Origin of the sequence: Pseudomonas sp. PDNC002, assembly GCF_016919445.1 — a bacterium.
Classification (GTDB): domain Bacteria; phylum Pseudomonadota; class Gammaproteobacteria; order Pseudomonadales; family Pseudomonadaceae; genus Pseudomonas.
Map to the genome: position 1 here is coordinate 4843703 of NZ_CP070356.1, position 19140 is coordinate 4862842.

Below are 19140 nucleotides of genomic sequence, written 5' to 3' on the forward strand. Positions count from 1 at the left end.
CCGCCGCTATTCGGACGTTCGCTCCATGTACGTCACTGCCAGCCGTAGCGCCGCGCGAACCAGCCCTTCACCGCCTGGGTCAGCGCCATGTAGCCCAGCAGGATCGCGGCCAGCCAGGGCCAGTAGTCCAGCGGCAGCGCCTGCATGCGGAACGAATGCGCCAGCGGGCCCATGGGCAGGAAGACCGCCACGGCGACGATCACCAGGGTCATGCCCAGCAGCGGCCAGGCAGCGCGGCTCTGCAGGAAGGGAATGCGCCGGGTGCGGATCATGTGCACCACCAGCAGTTGCGAGATCAACCCCTCGACGAACCAGCCGGACTGGAACAGCGTCTGGTGTTCCGGTGAATTGGCGCCGAACACATGCCACAGCACGAGGAAAGTGGCGATGTCGAAGATCGAGCTGATCGGCCCGAAGAACACCATGAAGCGCCCCAGGCCGTCCGGGTTCCATTGCTGCGGCTTGCGCAGCAGCTCTTCGTCGACGTTATCGAAGGGAATGGCGATCTGCGACAGGTCGTAGAGCAGGTTCTGCACCAGCAGTTGCAGCGGCAGCATCGGCAGGAACGGAATGAACGCGCTGGCCACCAGCACGCTGAACACATTGCCGAAGTTGGAGCTGGCGGTCATGCGGATGTACTTGAGCATGTTGGCGAAGGTCCGGCGCCCTTCGATCACGCCCTCCTCCAGCACCATCAGGCTCTTCTCCAGCAGGATCAGGTCGGCAGCTTCCTTGGCGATGTCCACCGCCGAATCCACCGAGATGCCGATGTCCGCCGAGCGCAGCGCCGGGGCGTCGTTGATACCGTCGCCGAGGAAGCCGACCACATGCCCACGCTCGCGCAGCACGCGCACCAGGCGTTCCTTGTGGCTGGGGGTGAGCTTGGCGAACAGCGTGGTGCGCTCGGCCCGTTCGCCCAGTACAGCGTCGTCGAGATCGTCCAGTTGCGGCCCGAGCAGCACGCCCTCCACGGCGAGGCCGACGTCACGGCAGACCTTCAGGCTGACGCGCTCGTTGTCCCCGGTCAGCACCTTCACCGCCACGCCATTGCGCGCCAGCGCGCGCAACGCCGGCGCCGTGGTCTCCTTCGGCGGATCGAGGAAGGCGATATAGCCGGCCAGGCACAAGGCCTCTTCATCGGCCACGCCGTAGACGTCGCGATTGGGCGGCAGCTCGCGGGTCGCCACCGCGACCACGCGCAATCCTTCCAGGTTGAGCTCGTCCGCCACCGCGCGGATACGCTCCAGGCGCGCGCCGGTCAGCGGCTCGACACCCTCGGCGGTTTCCACCGTGGCGCAGACCGCCAGCACTTCTTCCAGCGCGCCCTTGCAGATCAGCAGGTGCTGGCCGTCACGCTCGCTGACCACCACGGACATGCGCCGGCGGGCGAAGTCGAAGGGAATCTCGTCGAGCTTGCGGAAGCGGCTGTCCACCTTCAGTGCGTGGCGCAGTTCGACGTGTTCGAGCACGGCGACGTCCAGCAGGTTCTTCAGGCCGGTCTGGTAGTGGCTATTGAGGAAGGCCAGTTGCAGCACGCGGTCCTGCACGTGGCCGAAGGCGTCGGTATGACGCTCGAGGACGATGCGGTCCTGGGTCAGGGTGCCGGTCTTGTCGGTGCAGAGGATGTCCATCGCGCCAAAGTTCTGGATGGCGTCCAGGCGCTTGACGATCACCTTGCGCCGGCTGAGCACCACCGCGCCCTTGGCCAGGGTCGAGGTGACGATCATCGGGAGCATTTCCGGGGTCAGGCCGACCGCGATGGACAGCGCGAACAAGGCCGCTTCCAGCCAGTCGCCCTTGGTGAAACCATTGATCAGCAGCACCACCGGCGCCATCACCAGCATGAAGCGGATCAGCAGCCAACTGACGCGGTTCACCCCAGCCTGGAAGGCGGTCGGCGCCGGATCGCTGGCGATGACCCGCTCGGCCAGGGAGCCGAAATAAGTGCGCGCCCCGGTGCCGATCACCACCGCCTGGGCGGAACCGCTGACCACCGTGGTACCCATGAAACACAGGCTGTCGCGCTCGAGCGGGTTGCCCTGGCGGGCGTCGCGCAGCTGAGCGAATTTCTCCACCGGCAACGACTCGCCGGTCAGCGCCGCCTGGCCGAGGAACAGGTCCTTGGCGCTGAGCAGGCGCACGTCCGCCGGGACCATGTCGCCGGCCGACAGCCACAGCACGTCGCCCGGGACCAGTTGGCGGATCGGCACCTCCACGCGGCGCGCGGGACCATCATCCTCGGCGCTGCGGAACACCGTGGCGGTGTTGCTGACCATCGCCTTGAGCTGCTCGGCCGCGCGGTTCGAGCGCTTCTCCTGGATGAAGCGCAGCAGCGTGGAAATCCCCACCATGCTGCCGATGACCACGGCCGCCTCGGCATCGCCGGTGAAGCCGGAGATGGCCGCCAGTACCGTGAGCAGCAGGTTGAAGGGGTTGCAGTAGCAGAACCAGAGGTGCTGCCAGGCACCGATGGGGCGGTCCTGGTCGACCTCGTTCAGGCCGCCGCGCAGGCGACGCTCCTCCGCCTCCGCCTCGCTCAGACCTTCGCGTCGGCTTTCCAGGCGCTCCAGCACCGCCGAACTTTCCAGCGCCGACCACTCCAGCAGCGCCGAGGTCAGCTGAGCGGGCGCCTGCCGTCCAGCGGCCGAACCGCGCAGCAGGTCGCGCGATGCCAGCCGGCGCAATTGCCGGGCGGGAAAGCCCTTGTTGATGAATTCGAGCAGGTGGGTCCTGATGATATCCAGGCGCATGATGACTCCCCTTGTGCGCCACATCGGCCGGCGGCGGGAGCAGTCTGCTCGGCCTTTCTTAAGGCGCCATGAAGAGGCCCGGTCAGGCCATCAGCGAATCCAGGACCCGATGCAGGTGAAGGACGCCGGTCCGGTCGAGTTCTTCCCGGTCGGTGATCGGCTGGCCATCCCGCATGAACCCCAGGCGTTCATCGGCGATGGCGGCGGCGATGACCTCGAGCAGCTCGTCCTGCGTGTGGCAGCCATCGAGCAGCGGCAGCAACAGCGACGAGAAGGGATCGAGCACGATCGATTCGTGCCAGGGATTGAAGGTCACGGTCTGCGTGGCCTCGGCGAACGCGATGACTTCCGGCTCCACCCGTGGCATGCCGGCGGCGCCCGGTCCGCCCACCACCGCACTGAGGCGGTAACGGCCGAAACCACCCACCACCAGGCGCTCGAACAGCGCGATCAGTTGCGCCTCGGCCTGCTCGGGCAACGCTCCCAATTGCTGCTCGACATACCCCAGCAGCGCCGGAAGGTTCTGCGTGCGCGGCCAGACTTCGTTCAGCCGGTACGCGGCAACCTTGGCGACAGCGCCGCGCAGGCCGATACGACGGCCATCGTGCAGGGTGAAGAACTGCTGGTCATCGTCCAGGCGCACCGCCTCGGGGCTTTCGAATCGCGCGGCGACATGCAGCCGTGCCAGGCGCTCGGGCTGAAGCCGGTACACGATCTCGCCGGCCCGGTCGGCGTGTACCAGCAGGCTCTGCCGGTAGCTGCGGTTGCCGAGGAAGTCCATGCGCTGCTCCAACGCCACCTGGCTGTGGCCGCAAGCGTCGACCAGCGCCTCGCGTGCATCGGCGGCGACGTTGCTGACGAACATCCCGACCGGATTGGCATCGGCCAGGTAGGCGAGCCCTTCCGCCTCGGCGCGGGCGACGAAATCGCTGAAGTAGCACGGTACGTTGTTCGGCTGGAGGAACTCGGACAGCGCCGCATCGTCCGCACAGATCGACTCGCACTCGTCCACAGCGCTGCGCATCGAGCTGCCATCGTGCGGCGCGCAGCGCTTGAGAAAGGCGAACAGACGCCGCGCGCGGGCCAGCTTCTCGCCACTGTCCGCGGCGTGCTGCGCTTCCATGAGCAACGCATCGCGCACCATTTCCCGGCCTTTCCAGCCGGGGTAGACGTTATAGCTGACGTAGGCGACGCCGTCGGCGGCGAGGTGATCGCGGCAAAGCCGGGCGATGACCTGGCGGTCCTGCGCCGTGACGTGGCTGTAGAGATCGTGGCAGATGATGTAGTCGAACTGGCCCAGCTCCGCGGTCAGCTCATCGAGCCTGGCGCAATGCAGCGTGACGTTGCCCAGGCCCAGGCTCTCGATGCACTGGCGCCCCGCCTCGACCGCCGCCGTGGAAGCATCCACACCGACCAGCGTGGCCCGGCGATTGCGCGTGGCGAAGGGAATCAGGTTACCGGCGCTGGCGCAGCCCAGCTCGAGTATTCGAGCGGTTTCCACCCGTGGCGTCTGGAGGCCGAACAGCCAGGCGATGGCCGCGAGGTTTTCGGCCGATGAACGAGGAAAGCAGAGCGAGGTACGCGGGAAAGCCGAAGTGTTCTGGACGGTCGTGGACACGGAAAATTGCCTGTCGATTCGAAAGCGCCGGATGCTGGACGGGCCAGCAAAACTGCGGCGCATTCTGCCGTCAGGCGCTCTCCGACACCCGAGTCCGCAAGCCGTTACAGACTTTTCCGAACCTCCTTCAAAAATCACCTACAGCCGCCCCATTCCCCCACTCAGAAGTCGCGCTTGTAGAAGATGTCCAGCGAACTCGCCAGGCCGCTGGCGGCCTCCAGGTAGACCTTCTTGCTCAACAGGTAGCGCAGCGCGATGGTGTTGGCCGGCTCGAACACACCGACGCCGTAGCGCAGGCTGAGCTTGTCGGACAACTGGCCGCTGGCGACCACGCTGGTGCTGTTGCCGGTGCCTTCGGTATCCAGCTGGAAGTCCTGGATGCCGAGCCTCTGCGCCACCTCGCCGGTGAGCGGCGCACTGCCGGCCAGGCCGAGTGCCAGGGCTGCCTCGCCGAGCATGTTGCTGTCCTCGCCGGTGGACATCGGCCGGCCCAGCACCAGGTACGACAGCGCCTGCTGCTGGCTCATGGCGGGCTCGGAGAACACCTCGCTGCGCGGTTGCTCGGCATTGCCGGTGAGGCGCAGGCCGGCGACCACGTCGTCGACCTTGCGGATCGCCTCGACATCCAGATACGGCTGTTCGATGGGGCCGGCAAAGGTCAGGCGCGCGCGGCGGATAGTCAGCTTCTGCCCGTAGGCGCGGTAGCGGCCGTTGTTCAGACGCAGCTCGCCGCGGGTGTCCATGTTGTCGCCTATGTGCACCTGGCCGGCCAGCTCGGCGCTCAAGCCGAAGCCCTCGAAGGTCAGCTTGTCCTTGCCGACGATCACGTCGATATCCATGTTCAGCGCCGTGGCGGACTTCTGCTCCTGCTTCTCGCCGACGATGACGGTGTCGTCGGACACCTTCACGGTGGATGGCGGCAACTGCCGAATGGTAATGGCACCGCGCGGAACCTGGACGCTGCCGGACACCGCCAGGCGTTCACCGGCCATCTTCACCGCCAGCTCAGGCTCCACTTCGAGGTTGGCGTAGGGCTCCACCGTCACCGGCAGGCGCGTCCCACGCAGCTTGACGTCGACGTCCAGGCCGCTGTCCCAGGCGATACGCCCGGACAGGCTGCCATTGCCATGCTCCCCCGCTCGCCAGTCGCCACTCAGGTCGACCTGCTCACCGGCGATGCGCGCCGTGACCTGCAAGTGCTCGAAGCGGGTCGGCAGGTCGCCGCCGGAAATCTCGCCGTCATTCAGGCGTAGCTCGCCCTCCACGTGCGGCGCCAGCAGGCCACCGGAAATCTGCCCGCTGCCATTGAGATGGCCCTTCAGGGTTTCCACCATGGGTGCAAACGGCCGGGCGACGGAGATATCCAGGCCATCGAGTCGGAAGCTGCCGTTCACCGGCTTGGATTTCGGCCGGGGATCGAGCTGCACCTGGGCGTCCAGGCTACCCAGTTTTTCCCCCTGGAACTGCAGACTGGTGTCGATGCGGCGCGGTGTCAGGCGGCTTTCGAGCTGCAGGCGCTGGTACGGGAAATCGACCCACTCCTCCTGCTCCTTGATCCGCAACGTGCCGTTGCCGGCGTTGATCAGGATCGAGCCATTCGGGCCGCTGGCCGGCAGGTCGAGCTGGACGTCGCCATCGAGCTTACCCTTCCAGGCGAAATCGTCCGGCAACCAGCGCGCCAGGCTGTCCAGCGGAAACTCGCGCAGGTGTATGCGCAGGCGCGGGTCCGGCATCAGGCGCTGGTCTTCCATGCACAGGCTGGCCGGGCCGGATGCCCAGCAATGGGCACCCAGGTTGACCCGGCCATCGACCAATCGCTCCAGGCGGGCGGGTTGCTGCAGCCGCCAGTCCTGGCCGCCGCTCTGGACTTCGCCGCTGGCCAGGCGGCCGCGCCAATCCTTGCCGTTCCAGTTGCCGTCCAGGCCGAGGTCGAGGACCACCGGTTTACCTTGCAGGTTGAGCGTCAGTTGCTGGCGTTGGCGATCACCGCTGCCGTCCAGCTTCAACACACCGAAATCGCTGTCGCCGCTGTGCAGTCCCTGCGCAGTCAGGCTCAGGCGCCCGCGTTGGGCGGCATCCAGAGAGGCGCTCAGGTCCAGCGAGCGCAAACCCTGGTCCGCGTAGGCCACGCGCTGGCCACTCAGCTTCAACTGGCCCTGCGGAGCCTGCAGCGTACCGGCCAGGTCGAGCTGGCCAGTGACCCGGCCGAACAGCTGCGGCCAAAGCTGACCAAGCCGGCCGAGGGCGATATCCAGGCGGCCGGAGAGACGCTGGTCCAGCCCCGCCTGCCCACTGATGCGGTTGTCGCCCAACTGCAACGACAGGCCATCCACTTTCCACGCCTGCCCCGCCGCAGTCGCCTGCGCCTTGAAGATGGCCGGCTGGCCACGCAGACGGCCCTGTAGATCGAGGTTGGCATCCAGCGTCAGCACGTCGCCCTTGAACGAACCCTTGCTGCGCAACGGCCCGCCGAGCCGGCCGGGCATTTCCTCCAGCCAATAGGCGGGATCGAGATCGGACAGGTCCAGCGCGGTGTCCCAGCTCACGGCATCGGCGAAACCGACCTTCAGATGGCCTTCCGCCTTGCCCTGCCCCGCCACCAGCTTCAGCGAGGGCAGGAAGACTTCCGACAGGTTGCCGGACACCGGGCTGGCCACGGTGAAGGCACCGGCCGGGCCATTTAGCGCGGCGTCGAAGTTGCCGAGATAGGCACCCTCGCTGTAGCTCACTTCGGCCTTGAGCGTGTGCACGCTGACCGGCGGCTCGTCGATTGCCGGGTACAGGTGGCGCCAGGGGAAGTCCAGCCAGTCGAGTTGGGCGTTGACGGCGAATGCGTCTTTCCAGTCGAGGCGACCGGTCACTGCCACGCGTTGGTCGTTCGTCGCACTCAGGTCCAGCGCCGTGATATCCGCGCCTTCGGCATCGACGCGGCCACGCAGGGTCAGCACCACCGGGCTTTCCTCCGCCGGCAGCACGGCCGCGCCGGCCAGTTGGTAGCCGTCCTTGAGGTTGCCACTGGCGTTCAGGCGCAGCTGGTTCAGGGTGAGCGTATCGGGCAGCGAGGCATCGGCCTTGAAGCCATCGGCGGTGACCAGCGCGGTGGCGGGCAGGTTCTCCGCCAGCGGCTGCAGGTCGCCTTCGAGATAGCCGTTCAGGTAGCCGCTGCTCTGCGCCTGCAGCTTGAGGTGACCCATCAGCTCACCCTTGGCCTGCAGCTGCAACGACCAGGGCTGGTCACCCGGCGCCGGCAGGCCCAGCGTACCCTCGGCCTCCAGCGGCCAGCCCCGGGTGGGCTTGAGCAGGCCCTTGAGCGACAGGCTCAGGCCATCGCGGGCAAGCTTGGCGGATTCGATATGCAGACCTTCGCGGTCCCAGTGCGCCACCAGCTCGGCATCGCGCAACTGCTCCTGATCGTCGAGCAGGAACCGGCCGATGCGGATATCACCCAGTTCCAGGGACAGCGGCAGGTCCAGGTCGGGCAATTCGATGGGCCCGGACGATGCCGCGCTGGGATCGCTGGGCGGCAGGGTCAGCAGCACTTGATTGGCGACGACCTTGTGCAGGCACAGGGTCATGCGCAGCAGGCAGGCCGGCGACCAGTCGATCTGCGGCTGCTCCAACACCAGGCGCGTGGCGCCATCAGTCCACTCCAGGCGCCTGGCGGTAAAGCCGTCCGCGAGCCGGCCGTCGAAATCGTCGACGGCAAGGCCCGGCACCCAGCTCAACGCCACGCGACTGCCGGCCGGCGTACCGAGCAATGCGGCCACGGCGATGACCAACAGCAGAATCAGCCCGAGCAGGCCACCCACGCCCCAGCGCAGTACGCGCATCCAGCCCGCCCGGCTCATAGTTCCGGCCCCATGGAGAAGTGGATGCGAATGCCGCCGTCCTCGTCCAGGCCATCGGCGAGATCCAGGCGCAGCGGTCCGACTGGCGAGATCCAGCGGATGCCGATGCCCACGCCGGTTTTGATCGACGGGAAGTCCAGGGAGTTGAAGGCATTGCCCTGGTCAACGAAGGCCGCCAGGCGCCAGCGCTCGGCAATCGGGTACTGGTATTCGACGCTGCCGGCGATCATGTAGCGGCCGCCGATGCGGTCGCCCTCGGAGTTCTTCGGCGACAGCGTCTGATAGTCGTAGCCGCGCACACTCTGATCGCCGCCCGCGAAGAAGCGCAGCGACGGTGGGATTGCACCGTAGTCGTTGGTGGCGATGCCGCCGACCTGAATGCGTCCGAGAACACGCTGGCCGCCCCAGAAACTGGTCAGGCCCTTGGCCATGGCGTTGATGTGGGCCACATCGGCGTCGGCCATCAGGCCTTCCTTCGCGCCCTTGACTTCGAACTGCAAGCGATAACCTTCGTTAGGGTCGATCTTGTTGTCGGCTTTCAGGATCGAATAGCCGATCCCCGGCATGAGGAAACTGCTGGTGCCGGCGTCGTCGCCGAGCTTGTATTCCTCGCGCTGCCAGTTCAGCGAGACGACGCGCTGCCAGCCACTGTCCAGCTTGTGGTGCCACTCGCCGCCCAGGGTGAGCAGCTTGCTCTCGGTGTCCACCAGGTCTTCGTACTGGTAGCCGCTGGTGAAGCGCAACTTGTCGGTCAGCGGCGGGTCCAGCGGGATTTCGTACCAGGCGCCGACGTTCTGCCGGGGCGCGGAGACTTCCGCCTCGAAGCCCAGGCTGTGGCCCTGGGGGTTGACCCAATGGCGCGTCCAGGTCGCCTTGGCGCGCGGCCCCACATCGGTCGAGAAGCCCAGGCCGAGTCCCATGGTGCGCGGCTTGCGCGCCTCCAGGTGGACATGCACCGGCACCACCTCACCATCACTCTGGGTGGGCGCCGCATCGACCCGCACACCATCGAAATAGCCGCTGGATTGCAGGGCCTGGTTGAGATCGGCGATCTGTTCGGAATCGTACTCGGCGCCCTCCTTGAACGGCACCATGCGTTGCAGCAGGTCCTCGTCGAAGGGGAAGTCGCCAGCGAAGTCGACCTTGCCCAGGCGATAGCGCGGACCGCTGGCGTACACCAGTTCGATGTCGGCGACGCCGGCCTGCGGATCGACACGCAATTGCTGCTGGGTGAACTGCCCGCGGAAAAAACCGAAACGCGAGGCCTGGTTCTGGATCAGGCGCTTGGCGTCCTCATAGGCGCCATGATTGAGCTGCGCGCCTGGCTTCAGGGCATCGCCGCCGGGAACGCGGAAACTCTTGAGCTTGGCCGCCGGGCCATCGACCCGCACGGTCACCTGGCGCAGATGGATGGGTTCGCCCGGCGTCACCACGATGCGCAGGGTCGGTACCTTGTCGTCGCGCACCCGGCTGCGAATCCGCGCCTGGTAATAGCCCAGCGCCTGGGCGGCCTTCTGCGCCTGCTCCTCGGCATTGCGCCGAAATCGTTGCAGGGCCGCCAGGTCACGCTCGCCAAGGCTGCCCACATAGGCCTCGATATTGGCCTTGAGCGCAGCGTTGGCGGGGGTGATGCGAACATCGAGATGGGCTTCAGCCGCCAGGACCGTCTGAAAGCAGAAGGCCATTACCAGCAGCAGCCCAAGCAATCCTTGGACAACTCTCATGGCGCGAAATGCTAGCACGGGATTTCCCCGCAATGCCTTCTTGTAGAGCCTAAGAACGGTCCGAAAGATTCAGTCCGAAACAATCATCAGCCAACTACCCTGCTTTCCGACTTTGGATTCGGATGGAACAACACGTGCTCGCGGATCGGCCCCAACGCCACTTCGCCGAGTTCCTGATAGCCATGCCGGCGATAGAACTCCAGGTAACGCGCGTTGCCGGTATCCAGCACCAGCCCCTGGGAGCCACCGTCCTCGGCACACCAGGCATGCAGGGCGTCGAGCAACTGTTCGCCCAGGTGCTTGCCCTGAAACTCCGGATGCACGCCGATCAGTGGCAGCATGTGATAAGGCCCCGGCGGCAGGCAGCCGAGCACGGCGGCGTGATAGTCCAGGTAGCGCCGGGTGCACCCCAGTCCCGTGGTCAGGAGCATGCGCATGCGCCAGAACCAGCTCTCGGTGACGTCCAGCCGGCGTTGCGGCGGAACGATCAGCGCCACGCCGACCAGGCGATCCTCCAGCAGCAGGCCTATGGCCGGCAGCTCTTCGAGGAAGTGCTGGTTCACCAGCTCGCGAATAGTGGCGCGCACGCGCTGGTCGAAGCCAGGTCGATCGGACTCGAACAGGTAGGCGAACGTGGGTTCGTGTCGATAGGCGTGATACAGCAGCGAGCGGACTTCGCGGCTGTAGCCGCCGTTCAGCAGACGGACTTCTGCGAGGGAATCAGGCATGTGGACGCCTCTTGTGGGTTCTTCTTATGGTTATGGGCCCAGCCACAAAACCCTAGCAGCGCCTCGCCGGGGTCGCCAGGATCGGCAACCATGGGCTAGCATCGTGCTTTTGCCAGGGCGCCCAGGATGAAAATCGTCTCTTTCAATATCAACGGTTTGCGCGCACGTCCCCACCAGCTCCAGGCGATCATCGAGCGCCACCAGCCGGACGTGATCGGCCTGCAGGAAACCAAGGTCGCCGACGAGCAGTTCCCCCGCGAGGAAATCGAAGCCCTCGGCTACCACGTGCACTACCACGGGCAGAAAGGCCACTACGGCGTCGCCCTGCTCTCCCGCCAGGAGCCGCTGGAGCTGCAGCGCGGCTTCCCCAACGACGGTGAGGAATCCCAGCGCCGCTTCATCTGGGGCACCTTCAAGGACGCCCAGGGTCAGTTGATCACCGTGATGAACGGCTACTTCCCGCAGGGTGAGAGCCGCGACCACCCGGTGAAGTTTCCGGCCAAGCAGCGCTTCTACGCCGATCTCCAGGACCTGCTGGAAACCCGCTTCCAGCCCGACCAGCAGCTGATTGTGATGGGCGACATCAACATCTCGCCGGAAGACTGCGACATCGGTATTGGCGAAGAGAACCGCAAGCGCTGGCTGAAGACCGGCAAGTGCAGCTTCCTGCCGGAAGAGCGCGAATGGCTGGCGCGCCTGAAAGGCTGGGGTCTGGTGGACAGCTTCCGCCTGCAGAACCCGTCGGTGGACGACCGCTTCAGCTGGTTCGACTACCGCAGCCGCGGCTTCGAGGACACGCCCAAGCGCGGCCTGCGCATCGACGTCATCCTTGCGTCGGAAGCGCTTCGCGGCCGCATCGCCGACACCGGCGTGGACTACGATATCCGCAGCATGGAAAAGCCCTCGGACCACGCGCCGATCTGGCTGCAGTTGAAGTAATCCAGCGCAATGAAAAAGCCCGGCGATTGCCGGGCTTTTTCATCGAACGCTCAGCGTTCGATCAGTTGGCCGTGACCGACACGGTCGTGCGGCGATTGGGCGCCAGGCACGCGATCACCTCGGGTGATGCCGACCCCGGGCAGGTCACCAGCGGCTCGGTCGGGCCGCGGCCCAGCGCATCGATGACATCCCGATCGACACCCCGCGCGACCAGGTAGTCGCGCACCGCACCGGCCCGCGCCAGCGACAGGCGGATATTGCTCTGTTCGCTGCCGATACGGTCCGTGTAGCCCACGATTCGCACCGACTGCACCTGCGAATCGCGCAGTCCTTCGGCAAGCTCGTCGAGCTTGGCCTTGCCTTCAGGCCGCAGCGTGGCGCTGCCGAAGGCGAACGACGCATCCGCCGCCAGGTTGAGCGTGCGGGTCTTGGCCGGCACGTCGCGGGGCGCTTCCGCCTGCCGTGGTTCGGCCTGCTTCATGCAGTTTTCCGGAAGGTAGAAGAACGACTGCGCGATCAGGTCCTTGTCGTACAGCACCTTGAACTGGCAGACCTTGTCAGGCTGCCCTTCGCCCTGGCGGAACTTGAAGATGTAGTCCCACTCACGCACGCCGAACATGCCCTCGGCGAATTGCGGGTGACCGATCAGGTCCTGGACCTGACGCTTGGTCATGCCCGGGCGGATCTTGCCCAGGTTTTCCAGGTTGACGTAGATGCCTTCCGGCACGCTCGCATCGTTCATGGCCGGGAACTTCGGCTCCTGGGTGTGCCCCTGGCCGTCGACATCGCTGATCGTGCTGGTACAGGCGGCAAGCGCAGCCAGCGCAGAGGCGGCCAGAGCAAGCTTCACGCCGCTGAGTTTGAATTCGAACATCTGTTGAACCTCGGAAATTGTTCGGATGGCCCGGCGCGTGCCGGGCCCTTCGATTAGCGATGGATTACCACTGATAGCCGACACCGACCGACATGCCGAACTGGCCTTGGGTATCCGTACTGCCCGAGAGCTTGGTCACCCACTTGCCGTTGTCGGAAATGCGCGAGACACCGATGGCCAAGGCGTTCTGCCCGCGATAGTTGCCCACCCCTGCCGATGCCATGCTGGCGCCCGGTACATAGGGTTGCGGCAGGGTCGCGGCTGCCATGGCGCCGGCGATACCCGCGCTGAGGATGTCGTCCTGCTTGTGCAGGTCGTGCTTCAGGTCGGAGTAGACGTTGTTGATGCTGTTGCCGAGATCACTGGTCGCCTTGTTCAGCTGGGCCACGTTGACGGCATCGGTGTCCGCGCTACCGGCGGCCAGGTTGGTGATCTGGCGTTCGGAGCCGGCGCTGCCGACCGACACGCTGTTGTCGCGATCGGCGACCGAATCGGTGCCCAGCGCAACGGCATTCCTGGCGGACGCCTTCGAGCGAGTGCCGATGGCCACCGACTTGTCGCCCTCCGCGCTCGCTCCGGCGCCACCGGCCACTGCGTCCTTGCCCGTCGGTTTGGGCTGAGGCAGGTTGCTGGTGTTGTTCACCTGGAACATGCCATCGGTACCGTCGGCGATGTTGGTGACGTTCGCGTTGGTCGCGCCGATCACCCCCTTGAGCTGCGACACGTTGACCGCGTCGCTGTCCTCGGTGCCGGCGGCCACGCCGGTGACCTGGCGGTAAACACCATTCGCCGCGTCGCCCACGCTGACAGCGCCTGTGGTGCTGGTTGTCGCCTTGATCTTCTGCGCCTGATCGTCGCTGGCGGTTCCCGGAACGTAGCCTTCGACGCCGGCCTGGCGGTTGGCGACCGAGTCGCCGCCCAGTGCGACGCTGCCCTCGGCCTCCGCCGAAGCATTCACGCCCGCCGCCAGGGAATTGATGCCCTTGGCGCCGTCATTGGCGTAGTTGCCGCCCGTCGTGCCGTTGTCGTTGGTGCTGTAGTAATGCGTTCCAGCGTTGGCCATGGCGATGTTCAACTGGTCGACGTTGACCGCATCGCTGCCTTCGGTGCCCATGGCGACGTTGGAGATACGCGTGCCGCCCTTCTTGGTGGTGCTGTTGTAGGTCGGCCCCTCCATTGCCACCGTGGAGTAGTCGACGTTGCCGTTGTCGATTCGATACTTGACGGCGCCCCTGTCCAGCGCCCCCATGTTGTCGGTCAGGTTTTCGATGGACTGGTTGGTGGCATACAGCTGCGAGCCGTTGATGGCATCGGTGCTGGTCTGACTGATACGGCCGGCCGCGACGTTGGTGATGGTGCGTTCGTTGCCGACGCTACCGACACTGACGGTGCTGGTCGGTGTCGTGCCGGCAAAGCCGTAGTTGATCCCGCGAATAGTGGTGCCGCCCGTGCCAACGGCGGCCTGGGTGCTGGAGCCAGCCCCCAGCGCGACATCACCGGTGTAGTTCGCATGGGTTCCGCGGCCCAGCGCCAGGCTGCTTTCGCCCAGGGCGGTGGCCTCGTAGCCCACCGCCGTGCTGCCCGTTGCATCGGCGAAGGAGTCACTCTTCGCCAGACCGTTTTCATTGGTGCGCGCGTAGCGGATGCCGGTGCCATGCGCGTCGGTGTAGGCGCTGCTGGTGTTGCCGGCGATGTTGTTGACGGTGGCGTTGATGTTCGCGACGTCGCCGTTGGTCTCGTTGAGCTGAGACATGTTCACCGCGTCGCTGTCGTCCACGCCGCGGGCGACGTTGGTGATGCGCGTGCCGCCCGTCTTGGTGGTGCTGTTGTAGGTGTTGCCACCGAGCGAAACGCTGTTGTAGTTGATGCTGCCATCCGGATTGAGGTCGTACTTGACCGCGCCGGCGTTCGCTTCGTTGGTAGCCAGTTTCAACTGCGCAACGTTGACTGCATCGGTATCGTCGGCACCCGCCGCCAGGCCGGTCATGCGGCGATCGCCAATGTTGACCTCGCCGATGGCGGTGCCGCCGGCGAGATAGGCCTGGTGCTGCAAGGTGCTGCCATCGGCATGCGAACCGGCACCCAGGGCGACGCTGCCGTCATGGCTGGACACGGCGCCCATGCCGATCGCCACGGAGTCGACACCCGACGCGACGGAGTCCGCGCCGGTGGAGTTGGCGTGGAAGTACTTGGTGCCATTCTCGTAGATGTTGGTGACACGACCATCGAGATTGCCGATGTCGGTCGTGTTGGTCGCAACCTGGGCGTTGGTCTCGCTCAGCTGCGACATGTTCACTGCGTCGCTGTCGTTTACGCCCCGGGCGACATTGGTGATACGCGTACCGCCCGTCTTGCTGGAGTTGTCATAGGTGTCGCCACCCAGGGTAACGCTGTTGTAGTTGACGGTGCCGTTGGGGTTGAGATCGTACTTCACCGCATTGGCATCCAGCGTGTTGATCGCCGAATTGGTAGCGAACAGCTGCGAGCCGTTGATGGCATCGGTGCTGGTCTGGCTGACACGGCCAGCCGCGACGTTGGTGAGGGTCCGCTCGTTGCCCGCACTGCCGACGCTGACCGTCCCCACCGGCGCGGTGCCGGCGAAGTCGTAGGTGGTACCGGCCACGGTAGCGTTGGCGGTGCCAACGGCTGCCGCGGTGGCGGAGTGGCTGCCCAGGGCCACGGAGTTCGTATCGGCCGCCGAGGCACCCTCGCCCATCGCCACCGAGCCAGTGCCCACGGCGGAAGCGCCGACACCGGCGGCCAGTGCATTCACACCGGTGGCGCCATCGTTGTCGTAGTTGGCACCCTGCACGCCGTTGTCGTTGACGCTGTAGTAGTGCGACTTCGCACCGTCCAGCGTCTGGTTCAGTTGATCGACGTTGACCGCGTCGCCACCATCTACGCCAGCGGCGAGGTTCTTGATGTGCGTACCACCGGTCTTGGTGGTGCTGTCATAGGTGTCGCCACCCAGGGTGATGCTGTTGTAGTTGACGGTGCCGTTGGGGTTGAGGTCGTACTTCACCGCGTTGGCATCCAGCGTATTGATCGCCGAATTGGTGGCGAACAGCTGCGAGCCGTTGATGGCGTCGGTGCTGGTCTGGCTGACACGGCCAGCCGCGACATTGGTGATGGTCCGCTCGTTGCCCGCGCTGCCGACGCTGACCGTGCCCACCGGCGCGGTGCCGGCGAAGTCATAGGTGGTCCCGGCAATGGTGGCGCTGGCGGTGCCGACGGCTGCCGCGGTGGCGGAGTGGCTGCCCAGAGCCACGGAGTTCGTATCGGCTGCCGAGGCACCCTCGCCCATCGCCACCGAGCCCGTGCCCACGGCGGAAGCGCCGACACCGGCTGCCAGTGCATTCACACCGGTGGCACCATCGTTGTCGTAGTTGGCACCCTTCACACCGTTGTCGTTGACGCTGTAGTAGTGCGTCTTGGCGGCACCGTTGATGGTGTCGTTCAACTGATCGACGTTGACGGCATCGCCACCATCTACGCCAGCGGCGAGATTCTTGATGTGCGTACCACCGGTCTTGGTGGTGCTGTCATAGGTGTCGCCACCCAGGGTAACGCTGTTGTAGTTGACGGTGCCGTTGGGGTTGAGGTCGTACTTCACCGCATTGGCATCCAGCGTGTTGATCGCCGAATTGGTGGCGAACAGCTGCGAGCCGTTGATGGCATCGGTGCTGGTCTGGCTGACACGGCCAGCCGCGACGTTGGTGATGGTCCGCTCGTTGCCCGCGCTGCCGACGCTGACCGTGCCCACCGGCGCGGTGCCGGCGAAGTCATAGGTGGTACCGGCAATGGTGGCGCTGGCGGTGCCGACGGCTGCCGCGGTGGCGGAATGGCTGCCCAGGGCCACGGAATTCGTATCGGCTGCCGAGGCACCCTCGCCCATCGCCACCGAGCCCGTGCCCACGGCAGAAGCGCCGACACCGGCTGCCAGTGCATTCACACCGGTGGCGCCATCGTTGTCGTAGTTGGCACCCTGCACGCCGTTGTCGTTGACGCTGTAGTAGTGCGTCTTGGCGGCACCGTTGATGGTGTCGTTCAGCTGATCGACGTTGACCGCATCGGTACCGGCAACCCCTGCAGCCACATTGGTGATATTGCCACCGCCCGCGTCGATGCCGTTGACGGTCATGCTGGGACCGTTGGTGATGGTAACGCCATTGCCATCCAGCTTGGTCTTGCCGCCTGCGGTGACAGACTCGACCTGGAGGTTGTCCGCCATCTGCAGGTTGAGTGTTCCCGCGGCATCGACCTGGGTCTGCAGGTTGGCATCGCTGTAGGTGCCCGCAGTGGTGCCGCCACCTTTCACGTTGAGCGTATCGCCCAGCTTCTTGCTGGTGCTGCCTGTGTTACCGGTGAAGGTGATGCCCTTGTTGCCCAGCGTATCGATGGCCTGGTTGGTCGCATACAGTTGCGAACCGTTGATGGCATCGGTGCTGGTCTGGCTGATGCGGCCCGCCGCGACGTTGGTGAGTGTCCGCTCGTTGCCGACGTTGCCGATACTGACCGTGCTGGTCGGAGTGGTGCCGGCAAAGGTATAGGTGGTGCCTCGGATGGTCACGCTGGACGTCGCGACCGCAGCGCTGGTAGTGGAACCAACGCCCAACGCTACGGCGCGATTGTTCTGCGCAATAGCGCCGTTGCCGATCGCGACCGAGTCCAGCTGCGTGGCCTTGGCCTTGTTGCCGATGGCTACGGTGGTATCACCCGATGCCAGGGCCGTATGCCCCAAGGCGGTGGCCAGCTTGCCTTCAGCACGTGCTTCCTCGCCGAATGCGGAGCCCCCCTTGTCGGCAAAAGCGTCCGTGCCGATGGCACTCGACGCATCGCTGGGGTTGGCCAGGGAGTTCGTCGTGTGCGCGCGCACGCCGATCGCAATGTTACCGGTGAAGGCGCTGGGCGGAGAGACTTCATCGGCCAGAGAGTCGTTGCCGATTGCGATGCTGCCGCTGGTCAATGCGCTGGCACGGTTGCCTACCGCAATGGCGCCGGTGCCCAGCACCGACTGCGCAGTGGACTCCCGGCCAATGGCGATGCTCGGATCATTGAATAAGGTCTTGGCCTGCGTACCAATGGCGATGGAGTCGTTGGGAGACGCGCTCGCCGAGCTGCCTTGCGCGATGGCGCCAACGCCAGCAGCCGACGCACCGTCGCCCAGGGCCATGCTGCGAATGGCCGAGGTATAGGCTCCCGTACCGATGGCCATGCTGTCGGCGGCTGCCGCCGAAGCACTGAAGCCAAAGGCCAGCGCGTTATCCGCTGCCGCCAATGCGGCCACGCCCGCGGCAATGGAGTTGGGTCCGCTCGCACCATCGTTGAGGTAGTTGCTTGCCGGCGTATTGCCGTCATTGACGCTGTAGTAATGGGATTCCGTGCTGCCCCAAGCGGGCGCTGTAATGACCATGGCGACGGCCAGCGTCGTAGCGGCCAGGTTGGCGCTCTTTGCCGACTTGCGGCGAGTTCCACGTTTACCCTTTCCGTTCGCCGTTGCGAACTCGCACGCAACCACCCAGGCATTCAGGGCGGCATTCCATACCAGTCGATACACCTTGTTCATTTTTACTCCAGAAGGGGCATGGCACCCCGAATTACGCTGAATGCGTCGAAATCCGCCCGATAAATGAGCGAAGAAATGAATGTGCGGGTAAGTCCTGGGGCGGATACCAGGAACTACCGATACCGCGACTGGTTCGGCGGACAGCCAAATGCCGCTGGTTCGCAGAGAGATGGTTCGCGAGGGAATAACTGGGGCTCTAATCTCGATCGCAGTACGGGTGGCCGTCCTGAGCAAAGAAGTGCGCATGGCTGATTCGGACTGGCAATGCAGGAATTTCTCATAGCTGAGATCGATATATGACTGCAGCACAGATGCGCATCGAGCAGACAATGCAGGGGGTGCAATGAATCAATACGCAGGCAGGTTTTTGCCACTAAAGAAAAGCGTTCCTGAACATCGAAAAAAAACTGTCGCACGTTACTGAAAAGTGAGAGGGAAGCATCCCTAGAGGACTGCACGGAACAATCCCTCCGGGCTTCATCCAGGCGAGAGAACAACCTAGAAATCACTTCATGTACTGATGGCAAGATCATGAAAATCATCGCTAAATTTCTACGACGATCATGTTATTTAGGGATCCCTGGATAGAATATCAACCGCCACCTGATAGCCCAGTAGGAGTTTTCCGATCACTTTTGCGCAACTTCACTCGCTGCATTATTGACTGACACAAAGCTTTCGAAAGCTCCGACAGAAACTCAAAATAAGCGAGCACGCATGGGGCAGGACTTTCCAGAAAACTCCAACACCCAGATTCAGAGAATCGACACAGCGCAGAAAACTGCGCTCCCACACAAACAAAAAAGCCCGACACGATGTCGGGCTTTTTTTGGGGCTACGGGTATCGTGTCAATGGTGATGACCGCTCAGCCTTCGAACCTCGAGAAACAACACCAAAAGCGCGCAGGGAACTATCAGGAAAACTGCGCTCGACAGGTATATTTCGGCCATGTTTGGCAGAGCGATGCAAATGACTGACAAAGCGAAGGCGGCGACGATGAAGAGTGCCTTCAATAACTCCGATGCGCTCTCGAACATATCTCGGTCTCCTTTTCCTTTGAGAGAGATATCTAATCATCACGTCCACTTCTCA

General features: G+C 64.7%; 8 protein-coding genes. 1 reads left to right on the plus strand and 7 read right to left on the minus strand.

The window, feature by feature from the left end; all coding sequences use genetic code 11:
* Window positions 1-32: 32 nt before the first annotated feature.
* The 5 genes from mgtA to JVX91_RS21880 all read right to left on the minus strand — a co-directional run bounded on the left by mgtA (window position 33) and on the right by JVX91_RS21880 (window position 10668).
* Window positions 33-2750 (minus strand): magnesium-translocating P-type ATPase, encoded by a 2718-nt coding sequence (gene mgtA / locus JVX91_RS21860; RefSeq protein WP_205336222.1) that lies wholly within the window; start codon window positions 2748-2750, stop codon window positions 33-35.
* Between the two features lie 82 nt (window positions 2751-2832).
* Window positions 2833-4368 carry a class I SAM-dependent methyltransferase gene (locus tag JVX91_RS21865; protein ID WP_205336223.1) on the minus strand — a complete coding sequence of 512 codons (1536 nt, stop codon included), beginning with the start codon at window positions 4366-4368 and terminating at the stop codon, window positions 2833-2835.
* Between the two features lie 161 nt (window positions 4369-4529).
* The gene (locus JVX91_RS21870; RefSeq protein ID WP_205336224.1) at window positions 4530-8198 is read right to left on the minus strand and encodes a translocation/assembly module TamB domain-containing protein; all 3669 of its coding nucleotides are present in this window, start codon (window positions 8196-8198) and stop codon (window positions 4530-4532) included.
* Between the two features lie 14 nt (window positions 8199-8212).
* Window positions 8213-9901, minus strand: a complete 1689-nt coding sequence (locus tag JVX91_RS21875) for an autotransporter assembly complex family protein (RefSeq protein WP_205340072.1) — start codon at window positions 9899-9901, stop codon at window positions 8213-8215.
* A 125-nt stretch (window positions 9902-10026) separates the two neighbouring features.
* Window positions 10027-10668, minus strand: a complete 642-nt coding sequence (locus JVX91_RS21880) for a GNAT family N-acetyltransferase (RefSeq protein ID WP_205336225.1) — start codon at window positions 10666-10668, stop codon at window positions 10027-10029.
* Between the two features lie 126 nt (window positions 10669-10794).
* Here JVX91_RS21880 and xthA point away from each other — a divergent pair, with 126 nt between their 5' ends.
* Complete coding sequence (xthA, locus tag JVX91_RS21885; protein ID WP_205336226.1) at window positions 10795-11607, plus strand: exodeoxyribonuclease III; 813 nt, start codon at window positions 10795-10797, stop codon at window positions 11605-11607.
* Between the two features lie 61 nt (window positions 11608-11668).
* Here xthA and JVX91_RS21890 read toward each other — a convergent pair whose 3' ends face one another.
* Window positions 11669-12481 (minus strand): OmpA family protein, encoded by an 813-nt coding sequence (locus tag JVX91_RS21890; protein WP_205336227.1) that lies wholly within the window; start codon window positions 12479-12481, stop codon window positions 11669-11671.
* Window positions 12482-12545: 64 nt separating this feature from the next.
* Window positions 12546-18047, minus strand: coding sequence for a YadA-like family protein (locus JVX91_RS21895; protein ID WP_205336228.1), 5502 nt, complete (start codon window positions 18045-18047; stop codon window positions 12546-12548).
* Between the last annotated feature and the right edge of the window lie 1093 nt (window positions 18048-19140).

Bases quoted from the DNA above. Each gene is read 5' to 3' on its own strand.
- mgtA (WP_205336222.1), bottom strand. From the start codon at position 2,750: ATGCGCCTGGATATCATCAGGACCCACCTGCTCGAATTCATCAACAAG.
- JVX91_RS21870 (WP_205336224.1), bottom strand. From the start codon at position 8,198: ATGCGCGTACTGCGCTGGGGCGTGGGTGGCCTGCTCGGGCTGATTCTG.
- JVX91_RS21875 (WP_205340072.1), bottom strand. From the start codon at position 9,901: ATGGCCTTCTGCTTTCAGACGGTCCTGGCGGCTGAAGCCCATCTCGAT.
- JVX91_RS21880 (WP_205336225.1), bottom strand. From the start codon at position 10,668: ATGCCTGATTCCCTCGCAGAAGTCCGTCTGCTGAACGGCGGCTACAGC.
- xthA (WP_205336226.1), top strand. From the start codon at position 10,795: ATGAAAATCGTCTCTTTCAATATCAACGGTTTGCGCGCACGTCCCCAC.
- JVX91_RS21890 (WP_205336227.1), bottom strand. From the start codon at position 12,481: ATGTTCGAATTCAAACTCAGCGGCGTGAAGCTTGCTCTGGCCGCCTCT.
- JVX91_RS21895 (WP_205336228.1), bottom strand. From the start codon at position 18,047: ATGAACAAGGTGTATCGACTGGTATGGAATGCCGCCCTGAATGCCTGG.